Source organism: Mycobacterium sp. NPDC049093, assembly GCF_040704635.1.
Lineage (GTDB): Bacteria > Actinomycetota > Actinomycetes > Mycobacteriales > Mycobacteriaceae > Mycobacterium.
In genome coordinates this window covers 223,682-236,144 of record NZ_JBEZJS010000009.1, presented here as the reverse complement: position 1 = coordinate 236,144, position 12,463 = coordinate 223,682, and the positions used below count along the sequence as shown (strand labels likewise).

General features: G+C 66.2%; 11 protein-coding genes and 1 tRNA gene. 3 read left to right on the top strand and 9 right to left on the bottom strand.

Features of this window, described 5'->3' with window-relative positions; genetic code table 11:
- Window positions 1-6: 6 nt before the first annotated feature.
- Genes thrB through argS form a run of 5 tightly spaced genes read right to left on the bottom strand, consistent with a single transcriptional unit; the run spans window position 7 to window position 6,446 of the window.
- Entirely contained in the window at window positions 7-954 is a 948-nt protein-coding gene (gene thrB, locus AB0876_RS30175; RefSeq protein WP_526043743.1) for a homoserine kinase, read from the bottom strand.
- A gap of 5 nt (window positions 955-959) precedes the next feature.
- Window positions 960-2,060 carry a threonine synthase gene (thrC, locus tag AB0876_RS30170; RefSeq protein WP_055116187.1) on the bottom strand — a complete coding sequence of 367 codons (1,101 nt, stop codon included), beginning with the start codon at window positions 2,058-2,060 and terminating at the stop codon, window positions 960-962.
- Window positions 2,057-3,379: a homoserine dehydrogenase gene (locus AB0876_RS30165; RefSeq protein WP_526043742.1), complete on the bottom strand. Its 1,323-nt coding sequence runs from the start codon at window positions 3,377-3,379 to the stop codon at window positions 2,057-2,059. The genes thrC and AB0876_RS30165 overlap by 4 nt, the downstream gene beginning before the upstream one ends.
- Complete coding sequence (gene lysA, locus AB0876_RS30160) at window positions 3,376-4,761, bottom strand: diaminopimelate decarboxylase (protein WP_526043760.1); 1,386 nt, start codon at window positions 4,759-4,761, stop codon at window positions 3,376-3,378. Before lysA ends, AB0876_RS30165 begins: the two co-directional genes overlap by 4 nt.
- 35 nt (window positions 4,762-4,796) lie before the next feature.
- Entirely contained in the window at window positions 4,797-6,446 is a 1,650-nt protein-coding gene (gene argS / locus AB0876_RS30155; protein ID WP_526043741.1) for an arginine--tRNA ligase, read from the bottom strand.
- Between the two features lie 105 nt (window positions 6,447-6,551).
- Here argS and AB0876_RS30150 point away from each other — a divergent pair.
- Window positions 6,552-6,624: transfer RNA gene (locus tag AB0876_RS30150), tRNA-Arg, on the top strand.
- Between the two features lie 56 nt (window positions 6,625-6,680).
- On the opposite strand, the gene AB0876_RS30145 is transcribed toward AB0876_RS30150, so the two are convergent.
- The gene (locus tag AB0876_RS30145; protein ID WP_526043740.1) at window positions 6,681-7,343 is read right to left on the bottom strand and encodes a hypothetical protein; all 663 of its coding nucleotides are present in this window, start codon (window positions 7,341-7,343) and stop codon (window positions 6,681-6,683) included.
- 406 nt (window positions 7,344-7,749) lie between these two features.
- Here AB0876_RS30145 and AB0876_RS30140 point away from each other — a divergent pair, with 406 nt between their 5' ends.
- Window positions 7,750-8,907, top strand: a complete 1,158-nt coding sequence (locus tag AB0876_RS30140; protein WP_526043739.1) for an acyl-CoA dehydrogenase family protein — start codon at window positions 7,750-7,752, stop codon at window positions 8,905-8,907.
- Window positions 8,908-8,918: 11 nt separating this feature from the next.
- A complete protein-coding gene (locus AB0876_RS30135) occupies window positions 8,919-9,605 on the top strand; it encodes a GntR family transcriptional regulator (protein WP_526043738.1) in 687 nt (228 codons plus the stop codon).
- A 195-nt stretch (window positions 9,606-9,800) separates the two neighbouring features.
- Here AB0876_RS30135 and AB0876_RS30130 read toward each other — a convergent pair whose 3' ends face one another.
- The 3 genes from AB0876_RS30130 to AB0876_RS30120 are packed head-to-tail and all read right to left on the bottom strand — an operon-like array spanning window position 9,801 to window position 12,462.
- On the bottom strand, window positions 9,801-10,541 hold the full coding sequence (locus AB0876_RS30130) for an ABC transporter ATP-binding protein (protein WP_526043737.1): 741 nt from the start codon (window positions 10,539-10,541) through the stop codon (window positions 9,801-9,803).
- Window positions 10,517-11,398 carry an ABC transporter permease gene (locus tag AB0876_RS30125; protein ID WP_526043736.1) on the bottom strand — a complete coding sequence of 294 codons (882 nt, stop codon included), beginning with the start codon at window positions 11,396-11,398 and terminating at the stop codon, window positions 10,517-10,519. Before AB0876_RS30125 ends, AB0876_RS30130 begins: the two co-directional genes overlap by 25 nt.
- A complete protein-coding gene (locus AB0876_RS30120; RefSeq protein ID WP_526043735.1) occupies window positions 11,395-12,462 on the bottom strand; it encodes an ABC transporter substrate-binding protein in 1,068 nt (355 codons plus the stop codon). Before AB0876_RS30120 ends, AB0876_RS30125 begins: the two co-directional genes overlap by 4 nt.
- Window position 12,463 lies beyond the last annotated feature (1 nt).

The window sequence follows — 12,463 nt, the reverse complement described above, 5'->3', positions numbered from 1 at the left end:
ACATCGTCAGTTCCTGGCGGCCACACCCGACGTCCAGCGGACGCCCGTTCCGACCGACATCTCCCTGACGGCGAACCCGTTCGCAGTGCCGTAATCCACGGCCTCATCAGGCAGTCCTACCTGCGAACTCAGCCCCAGAACCGTAGGTCCGGCCCCGGACAACACTGCTGCCACTCCACAACGCCGCAGCAACTGCAGGTATTCCGCGGAGGCCAGCATGGCCGCGGCGCGTTGTGGTTGATGCAACACATCCTCCGTGGCGGTCATCAGCAGATCCGGGCGCTCACTCAAGGCCACGACGAGCAGGGCCGCGCGGCTGACGTTGAATCGCGCATCGACGTGGCTGACCTGCTCGGGTAGCACCGCCCGGGTCTCTGCGGTGGACGACCGCTGCTGCGGGACCGCGGGGAACAGTCGGATGTCCGGATGCACGCGCACCTGGGCCGCGCGGTAGCGCGGCCGCCCGTCGGGATCGGTTTCGGTCCAGGACACGACCGCCCCGCCCAGCACAGCCGCCGCGGCGTTGTCCGGATGCCCCTCGAACTCACTCGACAGCTGAATCAGCTGATCTTCGGTCATCGGGTCCGAACCGGCTTGCGCCACAAGACCATTGACCACGGCGAGGCCGCCGACGACGGCAGCGGCCGATGATCCGAGCCCGCGCGAATGCGGAATCTCGTTGCGGCAGCGCACGATCAGTCCGGCCGCACGATAGCCGGTGGCCTGCAACCCGGCCTCGATGGCGCGCACCACAAGATGCGTCGCATCGAGCGGAACTTGACCCGCACCCTCGCCCTCGACCTCCAGCTGCAAGCCGGCTTCAGTTGTCTCGACGATGATTTCGTCGTAAAGGCTGAGCGCCAGCCCCAGGCTGTCGAAGCCCGGGCCGAGGTTTGCGCTGGAGGCTGCGACGACAGCAGTGGCCGTGAGCCCGGCGGGCAGGGTCTGATTCACCAGGCTCAGACCAGTCCGAGCTTGGCGACGACGGCTACCGGATCGACCGGCACGGCCGTGACGGTGGGCATGTCCTTGAGTGCGGTGTCGGGATCCTTGAGTCCGTTGCCGGTGACCGTGCAGACCACCGTGGAGCCGCGCTTGACCCAGCCGTCCTCGATCGACTTCAGCAGACCTGCCACGCTGGCCGCCGACGCGGGCTCGACGAACACGCCCTCGTTGCGGGCGATCAGGTGGTATGCCGCGAGGATCTCTTCGTCGGTGGCAGCCAGGAATCGGCCCTTGGACTGCTGCTGGGCCTCGACCGCACCGGACCACGACGCGGGCGAACCGATGCGGATGGCGGTGGCAATGGTCTCGGGCTCCTTGACCGGCTCCCCCAGGACCAGCGGGGCAGCTCCGGCGGCCTGGGTGCCGAGCATGCGCGGCAGCCGGTCCGTCAGACCGTCGCGGTGGTACTCGGTGTAGCCCTTCCAGTAGGCGGTAATGTTGCCCGCGTTGCCCACCGGCAGAGCGTGCACGTCAGGAGCGGTGCCCAGCGCGTCGACGATCTCGAACGCGGCGGTCTTCTGCCCCTCGATGCGGTACGGGTTGACCGAGTTCACCAGGGCGATGGTCGGGAAGTCCGCAGTGATCTTGCGGGCCAGTTCCAGACAGTCGTCGAAGTTGCCGTCGACCTGGATGATCTTGGCGCCGTACATGACCGCCTGCGCGAGCTTGCCCATCGCGATCTTGCCCTGCGGGATCAGCACCGCACAGGTGATCCCGGCCTGAGCGGCATAGGCCGCCGCCGAGGCTGACGTGTTACCCGTGGACGCGCACAGCACGGCCTCCTGCCCACGCGCCAGGGACTCGGTGACCGCAACGGTCATGCCGCGGTCCTTGAAAGATCCGGTCGGGTTGAGCCCCTCGACCTTGAGATGCACTGTGCAGCCGGTGAGTTCACTCAGGCGCTTGGCATGGATGAGCGGCGTGCCGCCCTCGAGCAAGGTGATCGGCGTCCAGTTGTCGCCGACCGGAAGGCGATCTCGGTAGGCCTCGATCAATCCCGGCCAGGGCCGGTGCACCGGCCCTGCGCTGGTCTTTCCTTGCGTCCCGGGGTTCATGCGTTCGTTCCTTCCATACGCAGCACGCTGTTGATGGTCTGCACCGCGTCGAGATCGGCCAGCGCCTCGACGGTTTCCGAGAGCGCGGCATCGGTGGCCTGGTGGGTGACCACCACGATGCGGGCGCCGCAGGGCTGACCCTCCTCGTCGACCATGCCCTCCTGGCGCACCTCGGCGATGCTGACCTCGCGCTTGGAGAATTCTGCCGCCACCGCGGACAACACGCCTGGTTTGTCCGAGACGTTCATGTTGACGTAGTAGCGGGTGGGGATGAAGCCGATCGGGGCGATCGGCAGCTTCGCGTACTTGGACTCGCGCGGACCCCGGCCACCCTGGACCCGGTTGCGCGCGGCCATCACGACGTCGCCCATCACGGCCGACGCCGTCGGCGCGCCGCCGGCACCCTGGCCGTAGAACATCAGCCGACCGGCCGCCTCGGCCTCGACCACCACGGCGTTGAAGGCTCCGTTGACCGCAGCCAGCGGGTGCGTCAACGGCACCAGTGCCGGGTACACGCGTGCCGAAACACGTTGCTTGCCTTCGTCAGTGGTGAGCCGCTCGCAGATTGCCAGCAGTTTGATGGTGCAGCCCAGCGCCCGGGCGGACTCGAAGTCGGCCGCACTCACCTTGGTGATGCCTTCGCGGTAGACGTCGTCAGCGGTGACCCGGGTGTGGAAGGCGATCGAGGCGAGGATCGCGGCCTTGGCCGCGGCGTCGTAGCCCTCGACGTCGGCGGTGGGATCGGCCTCGGCATATCCCAGCGCGCTGGCATCGGCCAGTGCCGAGCTGTAATCGGCACCGGTGCTGTCCATCTCGGACAGGATGTAGTTGGTGGTCCCGTTGACGATGCCGGCCACCCGCACCACCGTGTCGCCGGCCAGCGACTGGGTCAGCGGACGGATCACCGGGATCGCGCCGGCCACAGCAGCTTCGAAATACAGGTCGACACGAGCCTTTTCAGCGGCCTGCGCCAGTTCGCCGGTGGACTGGGCCATCAGTGCCTTGTTGGCGGTGACCACCGATTTGCCCTGCTCGAGGGCGGCCAGGATTGCCTTGCGGGCCGGCTTCACCGGGCCCATCAACTCGACCACGATGTCGACGTCGTCACGCGACACCAGCTCGACGATGTCGTCGGTGAGCAGGTCCTTGGGCACGCCGCGGTCGCCGGAGACCTTGCGCACCCCGATGCCGCGCACCTCGAGTGGGGCGCCGATGCGGGCCGCGAGGTCAGCGGCGCTCTCGTTGATGATGCGCACCACTTCGCTGCCGACGTTGCCGAGCCCCAGTACCGCTACGCCGATGGGCTTCTCACCACTCATTGACCACTCACCTCCAGGCTCAAAAGATCCTCGACAGTCTCCCGCCGGAGCACCAGCCGCGACTTCCCGTCCTTCACGGCCACCACGGCGGGCCGGCACAGCAGGTTGTACCGGCTCGACATCGAATAGCAGTAGGCACCGGTCGCGGCCACAGCCAGCAGATCACCGGGCGCGATGTCGTCGGACACCCAGGTGTCGCGGACCACGATGTCGCCGGTCTCGCAGTGCTTGCCGACGATGCGCGCCAGTGTCGCGCCTGCGTCGCTGGTGCGGGACACCAGCCGGGCGTCGTACTCGGCGTCGTACAGCGCCGGGCGGATGTTGTCGCTCATACCGCCGTCGACGCTCACATAGCGTCGCTGTGCGGTGGCGCTGATCGCCACGTCTTTCACCGTGCCGACCTCGTACAGGGTGACAGTCCCCGGTCCGGCAATGGCGCGGCCCGGTTCCACCACGAGCTTCGGGGTAGGCAGCCCGACGGCTGCCGATTCGCTGCGCACGATGGCCAGCAGTTTGTCGGCCAGCTCCTGCATCGGCGGCGGATCATCTTGCGGTACATAGGAAATACCCAAGCCGCCACCGAGGTCGATGACCGACATCTGCGATGTCTTCTCGACACCGAATTCGGAGACGACGTCGCGCAGCAGGCCGATCACGCGGTGGGCGGCCACTTCGAATCCGGCCACATCGAAGATCTGGCTACCGACATGGCAATGCAATCCGACGAGGCGCAGGTTGTCCGTGGCGAACACCTTGCGTACCGCCTCCATCGCCGCACCGCTGGCCAGCGACAGGCCGAACTTCTGGTCTTCGTGGGCGGTCGAGATGAACTCGTGGGTGTGTGCCTCCACGCCCGGGGTCACCCGGACCAGCACGTCCTGGACGATGCCCGCCTCCCCGGCGACGCGGTCCAGGCGCTCGATCTCGATCAGGGAGTCGACCACTACATGCCCGACCCCAGCTTTGACGGCCACGGTGAGCTCGGCGACGGATTTGTTGTTGCCGTGCAAGGTGATTCGCTCGGGCGGGAAGTCGGCGTGCAGCGCCACCGCCAGCTCTCCCCCGGTCGCGACGTCCAGCGACAGGCCTTCCTGGTTGACCCAGCGGGCGATCTCACTGCACAGGAACGCCTTGGCCGCGTAGTGCACGTAGTCCCCGCCACCGAAGGCTGCGGCGATGTCGCGGCAACGCGACCGGAAATCGTCCTCGTCGATCACGAACAACGGGGTGCCGTATTCGGCGGCCAGATCGGTGACCGGTATCCCGGCGATCGACACCACGCCGTCGTCACCGCGAACCAGGTTGCGCGGCCACACGTTCGGCGCCAGCAGCAGGATCTCGTCAGGAGACTGCGGCTTGACGGGTGCACCGGCGTGGTGGATCTCTTCGGCGTGCCGGGGGCCGGCGGGGTGCGCGTTCACATGCGCTCCGGGGCGGTCACACCGAGGATGCCCAGACCGTTGGCGATCACCTGGCGGGTGGCCTCACACAGGGCGAGCCGGGCCGCGTTCAGGTCGCCCGCTTCCTCGTCGCCCTGCGGCAGCACGCGGCAGGCGTCGTAGAACCGGTGGTAGTCGCCGGCCAGGTCTTCCAGGTACCGGCACACGCGGTGCGGTTCCCGCAGTGCGGCAGCGGCTTTGAGCACCCGGGGGAACTCGCCCAGGTTGCGGATCAGGATGCCCTCTTTCTCGTGGGACAACAGATCCAGGTGCGCGGTGTCGGCGGTGACGCCGAGATCGGCGGCGTTGCGCGCCAGCGCGGACAGCCGGGCATGCGCGTATTGCACGTAGTAGACCGGGTTTTCGCTGGACGCGCTGGACCACAGCGCCAGATCGATGTCGATCGAGGTATCCACCGAGGAGCGGATCAGCGAGTACCGGGCGGCGTCGACGCCGATGGCCTCGACCAGATCGTCGAGGGTGATGACGGTGCCCGCGCGCTTGCTCATCCGGACCGGCTGCCCGTCGCGGACCAGGTTGACCATCTGCCCGATCAGCACCTCGACGGTCGCGGGATCCTCGCCCAGTGCGGCCGCAACGGCCTTGAGCCGGGCGATGTAACCGTGGTGGTCGGCGCCGAGCATGTAGATGCACAGGTCGAACCCGCGCTCACGCTTGTCCAGGTAGTAGGCGATGTCGCCGGCGACATAGGCCGGGTTGCCGTCACTCTTGATGACGACGCGGTCCTTGTCGTCACCGAATTCGGTGGTGCGCAACCAGGTTGCGCCGTCCTTCTCGTAAATGCTGCCGGTCTCGCGCAGCTTGGCGATGGCCTGGTCGACGCGGCCGGAAGTGTGCATCGAGTCTTCGTGCGTGTAGACGTCGAAGTCGGTGCCGAACTCGTGCAGAGATTCCTTGATGTGGGTGAACATCAGGTCGACGCCGACCTCGCGGAACACTTCCTGTTGCTCGTCGGCGGGCAGGCTCATGACATCGGGGCGCTTGGCCTGCACGGAGGCGGCGATGTCGGTGATGTAGGCGCCGGCGTAGCCGTCCTCCGGCGGCGGCTCCCCCTTGGCGGCGGCGACCAGCGAGCGGGCGAACCGGTCGATCTGGGCGCCGTGGTCGTTGAAGTAGTACTCGCGGGTGACGTCGGCACCCTGCGTGGTCAGCAGCCGGCCCAGCGCGTCGCCCACTGCGGCCCAGCGGGTGCCGCCGATGTGGATGGGGCCGGTCGGGTTGGCCGAGACGAATTCGAGGTTGATCTTCTCGGCGAGCTCGGTGGAGTTGCCGTAGGCCGCGCCGGCGGTCAGCACGTTGGTGACGATGACGCCTTGCGCCGAGGCCTCGATGCGCAGGTTGACGAAGCCGGGGCCGGCGACCTCGGCGGCGGCGATGCCGTCGGCAGCGGTCAGGGCGGCGGCCAGCCAGCCGGCCAGCTCTCGCGGGTTGACGCCGACCTTCTTACCGAGCTGCAGCGCGAGGTTGGTCGCGTAGTCGCCATGCTCAAGGTTGCGCGGGCGCTCGACCGTGACGGTGTCGGGCAACGCGGCGGTGTCCAGGTCGTGTTCGGTCAGCACTGCGGCGGCAGTAGCCTTGAGCAGCTCTGCAAGGTCGGCGGGGGTCACGAGGGTCCATCCTATGGTCTGGGGTCCCCGCGCCCCGAATCCGTATTGACGCTTCCATGCGCTACGCTATGCAAGCCCAATCGGCGCAGCTGATCTTCAGCCCGCGCCCCCGTAGCTCAGGGGATAGAGCGTCTGCCTCCGGAGCAGAAGGCCGCAGGTTCGAATCCTGCCGGGGGCACCCTCTCTGAACTGCGTAAACGCTCAGCAACAACGGGCACCCGACGCTGAAGTCGGCTATGCCGCGTTGTCCGGCCAGCCTGGTACCGCAGGCTGCATATCCGGCTTGGTATTGATTGATCGGCCGTCGGCGTTCCGCGCATCACGTCCGTCAGGTAGCCGGTCGCTACATTGCTCCCGTCGGCGCTCGAAGTCGGCAAAGGTCTCGTGGTAATCGCTGCCGCCGAATCCCGGAGCAGACTCCCACTTGCTGTCGGGAGCCGCGCCCCGGATGCGCCACGATGAGAAGACGTCGTCCATCGGGGCCGGGTTGGGACCTTTCTGAGGAGCACTCGCTGCAGGACTTTCTGGTGCTGCCATTTCGACGTGCCACACCCGGATGGCCTTCATCGGCTCCTTGGGAGGTCCGGCCCAACCGCGCAAACCGGTGACCGGGCTGTAGCCGTCCGCGTCATCGCGGTACATGTCGTACAACCCGTCGCACAGGTACGCCCGCCAGCCGCCATCCACCTCGTCCAGCGACAGGATGTGGAAGTACTCGTTGCCATAGAACCGCTTTGACTCATATCGGGGCTGACCGGTGTACACCTCGTCGAGTTCGTCATCCATGGACGGACGGACAAAGGTCAACATGTACGCGGGTGCATCACGCGGTGAATGATCGGTCAGTTCACGGTTGGCAGGAACGGCCCGTTCGAATCCGGGGTAGGCAGCGCTCATGTCGGACATCATTTGCGCGACCCGCCAAGACTCCGCGTACGCGCGCAGTGGGACCGCAGCACCCGAGTACAGATCAATGCCCGGCTCGGCAGTCCATCGAAAACGGAAATCGCTGAGCTTGTCCGGCCGCTTGACCGATCGTGTTTCACTGCTCGGCATCTGGCGCACATCCGTTTTCTCAGAGGGTGCACAGGCCACGACGACCCCCACTGCGAGAGACGCGCTCACAGCAACACTCCGCCACCCGACCATCACCGTCCCCTTTCACGGGCCGACCCGGTACTCGCGGCGGCCGATCCTCCCAAACCTCCCGATGTTCAGCGAACCCTAGCCGAATCACGGGGCAACAGCAGGACCGCGTCCTCTATAGAATATTTTCTATAGAGTTCATGGAAAGGATTCCGCAGTGATCACGCTGTCCGCCGAAGAGCAGGCCATCGTCAGTACCGTCCGCGACTTCGTCGACAAGCAAGTCCGGCCCGTGGTCCGCGAACTCGAGCACACCAACACCTATCCCGAAGAACTCATCGACGCGATGAAGGAGCTGGGTATCTTCGGGTTGGCGATCCCGGAACCGTATGGCTTCGCCGCGGTTTCGATGCCCTGTTATGCACAGGTCACCGAAGAGCTCGCGCGTGGCTGGATGAGCCTGGCCGGCGCCATGGGCGGGCACACCGTGGTGTCGAAGCTGTTGTTGCAGTTCGGTACCGATGAGCAGAAAGACAAGTACCTGCCCCGAATGGCCACCGGCGAGCTACGGGCCACGATGGCACTCACCGAACCCGGTGGCGGCTCCGACCTGCAGGCCATGCGCACCGTCGCCACGAAGGACGAGTCCGGCTATGTGATCAACGGTTCGAAGACCTGGATCAGCAACGCGCGCAAGGCCGGCCTCGTCGCGCTGCTGTGTAAGACCGATCCGGCCGCCACCCCGGCACACAAGGGCGTGTCGATCCTGCTGGTGGAGAAGGTCCCCGGCTTCACGGTTTCGAAGGACCTGCCGAAGCTGGGTTACAAGGGCGTCGAGAGCTGTGAGATCAATTTCGTTGACTGCCATGTGGATTCGAGTTCACTGCTGGGCGGCGTCGAAGGACGCGGCTTCGCCCAGATGATGAAGGGACTTGAAGTCGGCCGAATCCAGGTCGCGGCCCGGGCGACCGGTGTGGCCCGCGCCGCGTTCGACGACGCACTGCAGTACGCGCAAGACCGGGAGAGCTTCGGTGTGCCGATCTGGCAGCACCAATCGGTCGGCAACATGCTCGCCGACATGGGCACGAAGCTGTACGCCGCGCGCAGCCTCCTGCTGGATGCCGCCGAGCGGATCGATGCGGGGGGCCGCTGCGACATGGAGGCCGGTATGGCCAAGTTGTTCGCCTCCGAGACGGCGATGGAGATCGCGCTGAACGCCGTGCGGATCCACGGCGGCTACGGATACTCCACCGAGTACGACGTCGAGCGCTACTTCCGCGACGCGCCACTGATGATCGTGGGCGAGGGCACCAACGAGATCCAGCGCGGCGTGATCGCCAAGCAGTTGGTCAAACGCGGCGGACTCGACATCTGAGGCCCGCTGGCATGACCGCGAATTCGAAGAGACGCGCGCCGATGCGGCTGTCCGACGTCGCCTCGGCCCACGTTCGCGAGCTCATCGTCTCGGGGCAGCTGCACTCCGGAGAATTCATCCGCCCGGAAACTGTCGCCGACGAACTCGGGATCAGCGCCACCCCGGCGCGGGAAGGCCTGCTGCAACTGCAGACCGAAGGCTTTCTGTCCGTCGAGCCTCGGCGCGGCTTCATGGTGACCGCGCTGTCGAGCGACGACATCCGCGACATCTACGACGCGCAGGCACTGCTGGGCGGTGAACTCACCGCCCGTACCGCCGCGACGATCACCCCGGCACTGGTCGACGAACTCGAGCGCATCCAAGATGCTCTCGAAAGAGCAGCTGCCACCAGCGATTTCGACGAGGAAGAACGCCTCAACCATCAGTTCCACGCGCTCATCTACCAGCTGAGCGGATCACGCAAGATGCGCTGGCTGATCAAGACGACGTTGTCCTACGCGCCACGCAAGTTCTTCGCCGCCGTGGAAGGGTGGCCCGAAGCCTCGGCCCAGGATCACCGCGCCGTCATCGAGCACCTGCGGGCCAACGACCCCGAGAAGGCCCGGGCTGCCATGGCCGGCCACATCCGCAATGCCGGAGCGCTGCTCGCCGAGCATCTCGCTCAGGGCGAATCCTCCGCGGGCAAAGACCAGCCCTAGACAGCGAAGCGATCTTGAAGTTGGTTGTTCGCCTCTGCAAACAACCCTTCAGCAAACTGCGCGGGAGGTATACAGTGGCTCCATCGCGTCGGCTTTCGACCAGAGGCGCGGGAGCGGTGGTGGTGATCAGGGGGAGGAACCCTCCAACACCGCCCACGTATCAGTGGTGGTCCGTTTACAGCGGGTCACCACTGATCAATTTTGGGGCTCCCCCACGCCGAGCGCGGCGAGCAGCGCCTCACGATGCGCGACGAACTCGGGATTGCGGTAGGTACGGGCGTCCGGAGTCTGAAAATCCAGGTGTCGATCGACGACAAACGAACCACCATCGAGAACGAGGACCCGGTCGGCGAGGGTCACCGCCTCGTCGACGTCGTGGGTCACCAGCAGCACCCCGGGTTCGTACTTCACGCACAACTCCTTGAGCAGATGGTGCATCCGAACCCGCGTGAGCGCATCGAGCGCCCCGAAGGGTTCGTCGGCCAGCAGCAGCGCCGGATTGCGCACCAGTGACCGGGCCAGTGCCACACGCTGTTGTTCACCGCCCGACAACTCGTACGGCCAGGCCCGCTCGCGCCCGGCCAGGCCGACGTCGGCGAGCACCGCGCTCGCCCGTTGTCTGACCTCACGGCCGGACAACCCGAGGGCTACGTTGTCGAGCACCCGCGACCACGGCAGCAGCCGGGAATCCTGGAACACCACCGACACATCGCGGGCGACGAACAGGTCCCCCGTACCGGCGACCCCGTGGTCCAACCCGGCCAGGGCGCGCAGCAGCGTGCTCTTACCTGAGCCGCTGCGTCCCAACAGGGCCACGAATTCACCTTTGCGAATCGTCAGGTCCACCGAGTCGAGAATCGTTGAGCCACTGAGTGATCGACTCAGTTGCCGCACGACGGCGACTTCCTCGGTCAGGTTCCCAGCGCGCGCCGCCACGACAACGCTCTCCTCTCGACGGCGCGGACCGCGTAGTCGCCGGTGAGCCCGAACACCGCGTAGACCAACAGGCCGACCACCACGATGTCCAGCTGCCCATAGAGGCGGGCCTGGGTCATCAGATACCCGATACCACTGGTGGCATTGACCTGTTCGACGACGACCAGCGCGGTCCACGAGATGGTGACCGCAAGCCGCAGCCCGGTGAAGAAGCCGGGCAGCGCACCGGGTATGGCCACCTTGCGGATGAACTGGCCGCGGGAAAGCCCAACGGTTTCAGCAAGTTCCACGTGGCGCAGGTCCACACCCTTGAGCTGTGCGGTGGTATTGATGTAGACGGGAATCAGCACGCTGGTGGCGATGATGATGATCTTCATGGTGTCGCCGATGCCGAACCAGATGATCGCCAGCGGGATGATCGCCAGGGTCGGCACCGCGCGTTTGACCTGAACCGGCCCATCGACGATCGCCTCCCCGATGCGGCTCAACCCGGAGATCAGTGACAGCGCCAGGCCGAGCGTCACCCCGATGGCCAGCGAGATCGACGCCAGTTTCAGGGAAGCCAGGATGTTTGTGGGCAACCGGCCGTCCGACCACATCTCACCGGCAGTGCGCAGGATGTCCAGCGGCGGTGGCAGGGTGCGCGGATCGAGAATGCCCAGCTGCGAGGTGACGATCCAGATGACAGCCAGCAGAAGCGGTCCGATGGCCAACGACGCCGTGATGGCGCGTCCGGGCCCGAGCCTGCGGCGACGCTGCGTGCCCGACCGATGGTCGAGATTCGGATACTCCCGACGCCCAGCGGCCCCCGCTTCCGCGGTAGCCGTGGAAGCGGGGGCCGTCTGGACGGTGGTCACTGCTTGCCCGTCGACGTCGCGTTGAGGTCGGCGAACCGGGAATCGAATTCGTCCTTGGCGTGCAACTCTTTCCCGGAGAACGCGCCGGCCTGCTGAAGCAGGTCGATGGTCTCCTGCTGGGTGTTGATCAGCTCATCTGTGAACCCAGGTACGGAGGATTTCCCGTCGGCCGCAGCGATGGCCTTGGCATCCTCCGGGCTGACCTTCTGATCCTTGATCAGGTACTCGTCGATCCAGGTCTGCTTGTTGTCATTGAGCCACTGCTCGGCGCGGTACCAGGCGATCACGAATTCCCGGATGGCCGCCGCGCGAGCGGGGTCGGACAGTGCTTCCCGGCTGGCGTAGACGTAATACAAGCCGGGGTAGGCGCCCGGGGCATTGGGGATTTCGATGCTCCCCTCCCCCTGCGTGGAAGTGAGGTAGCGAACCCGGTCCGGTTGCTTGAGCACCGCGGCGTTGACCTGTTCGGCCCGCAACCCGTCGGCGAACTCGGCCAGACCCAGATTGATCGGCTGTACGTCCTTGATGCTCAGGCCGACGGACTTCAGGTTGCGCAGCACGACCGCCTGCTGCGCCGTGCCCTCATTGATCGCAATCTTCTTGCCGGCCAGGTCTTTCAGCGATTTGATGCCCGAACCCGGTGACGTTGCCAGCACCAGCCCGTTTCCGTCGTATTTCACCGCCCCGACGATGGGCACTCCGGCGTCTGAGTATTGCGCGAGGATCGGCGGGACATCGCCGACCCGGCCCAGTTGCGCATTGCCCGACCGGATCGCCTCCAGACGTAGCGGACCGCTGCTGAAGTTGGCGTAGGTCACGTCGGCGCTGAGCCGGTCCTGCTCACCGGAGAGTTTGAACAGGGTCTTGAGCCGGTTCGCGTCATCAGCCACCACCAGGCTGGTCCCCTTCGGGACCGCCACCGGAATCGGTGCGTCGGCCGAAAGTCCGCCGTTGCCTTGCGCCCCGGATCCGGACGACTGGCAGCCGGCTACCAGGCCCGCGACGAGGCCGGCGGCCACGATCACCCGGGTCAAGCGGGTCAAGCGGGTCAACGGATTACGCATA

Bases quoted from the DNA above. Each gene is read 5' to 3' on its own strand.
- AB0876_RS30135 (WP_526043738.1), top strand. From the start codon at position 8,919: ATGACCGCGAATTCGAAGAGACGCGCGCCGATGCGGCTGTCCGACGTC.
- AB0876_RS30120 (WP_526043735.1), bottom strand. From the start codon at position 12,462: ATGCGTAATCCGTTGACCCGCTTGACCCGCTTGACCCGGGTGATCGTG.
- thrC (WP_055116187.1), bottom strand. From the start codon at position 2,060: ATGAACCCCGGGACGCAAGGAAAGACCAGCGCAGGGCCGGTGCACCGG.
- AB0876_RS30145 (WP_526043740.1), bottom strand. From the start codon at position 7,343: ATGAGCGCTGCCTACCCCGGATTCGAACGGGCCGTTCCTGCCAACCGT.
- AB0876_RS30165 (WP_526043742.1), bottom strand. From the start codon at position 3,379: ATGAGTGGTGAGAAGCCCATCGGCGTAGCGGTACTGGGGCTCGGCAAC.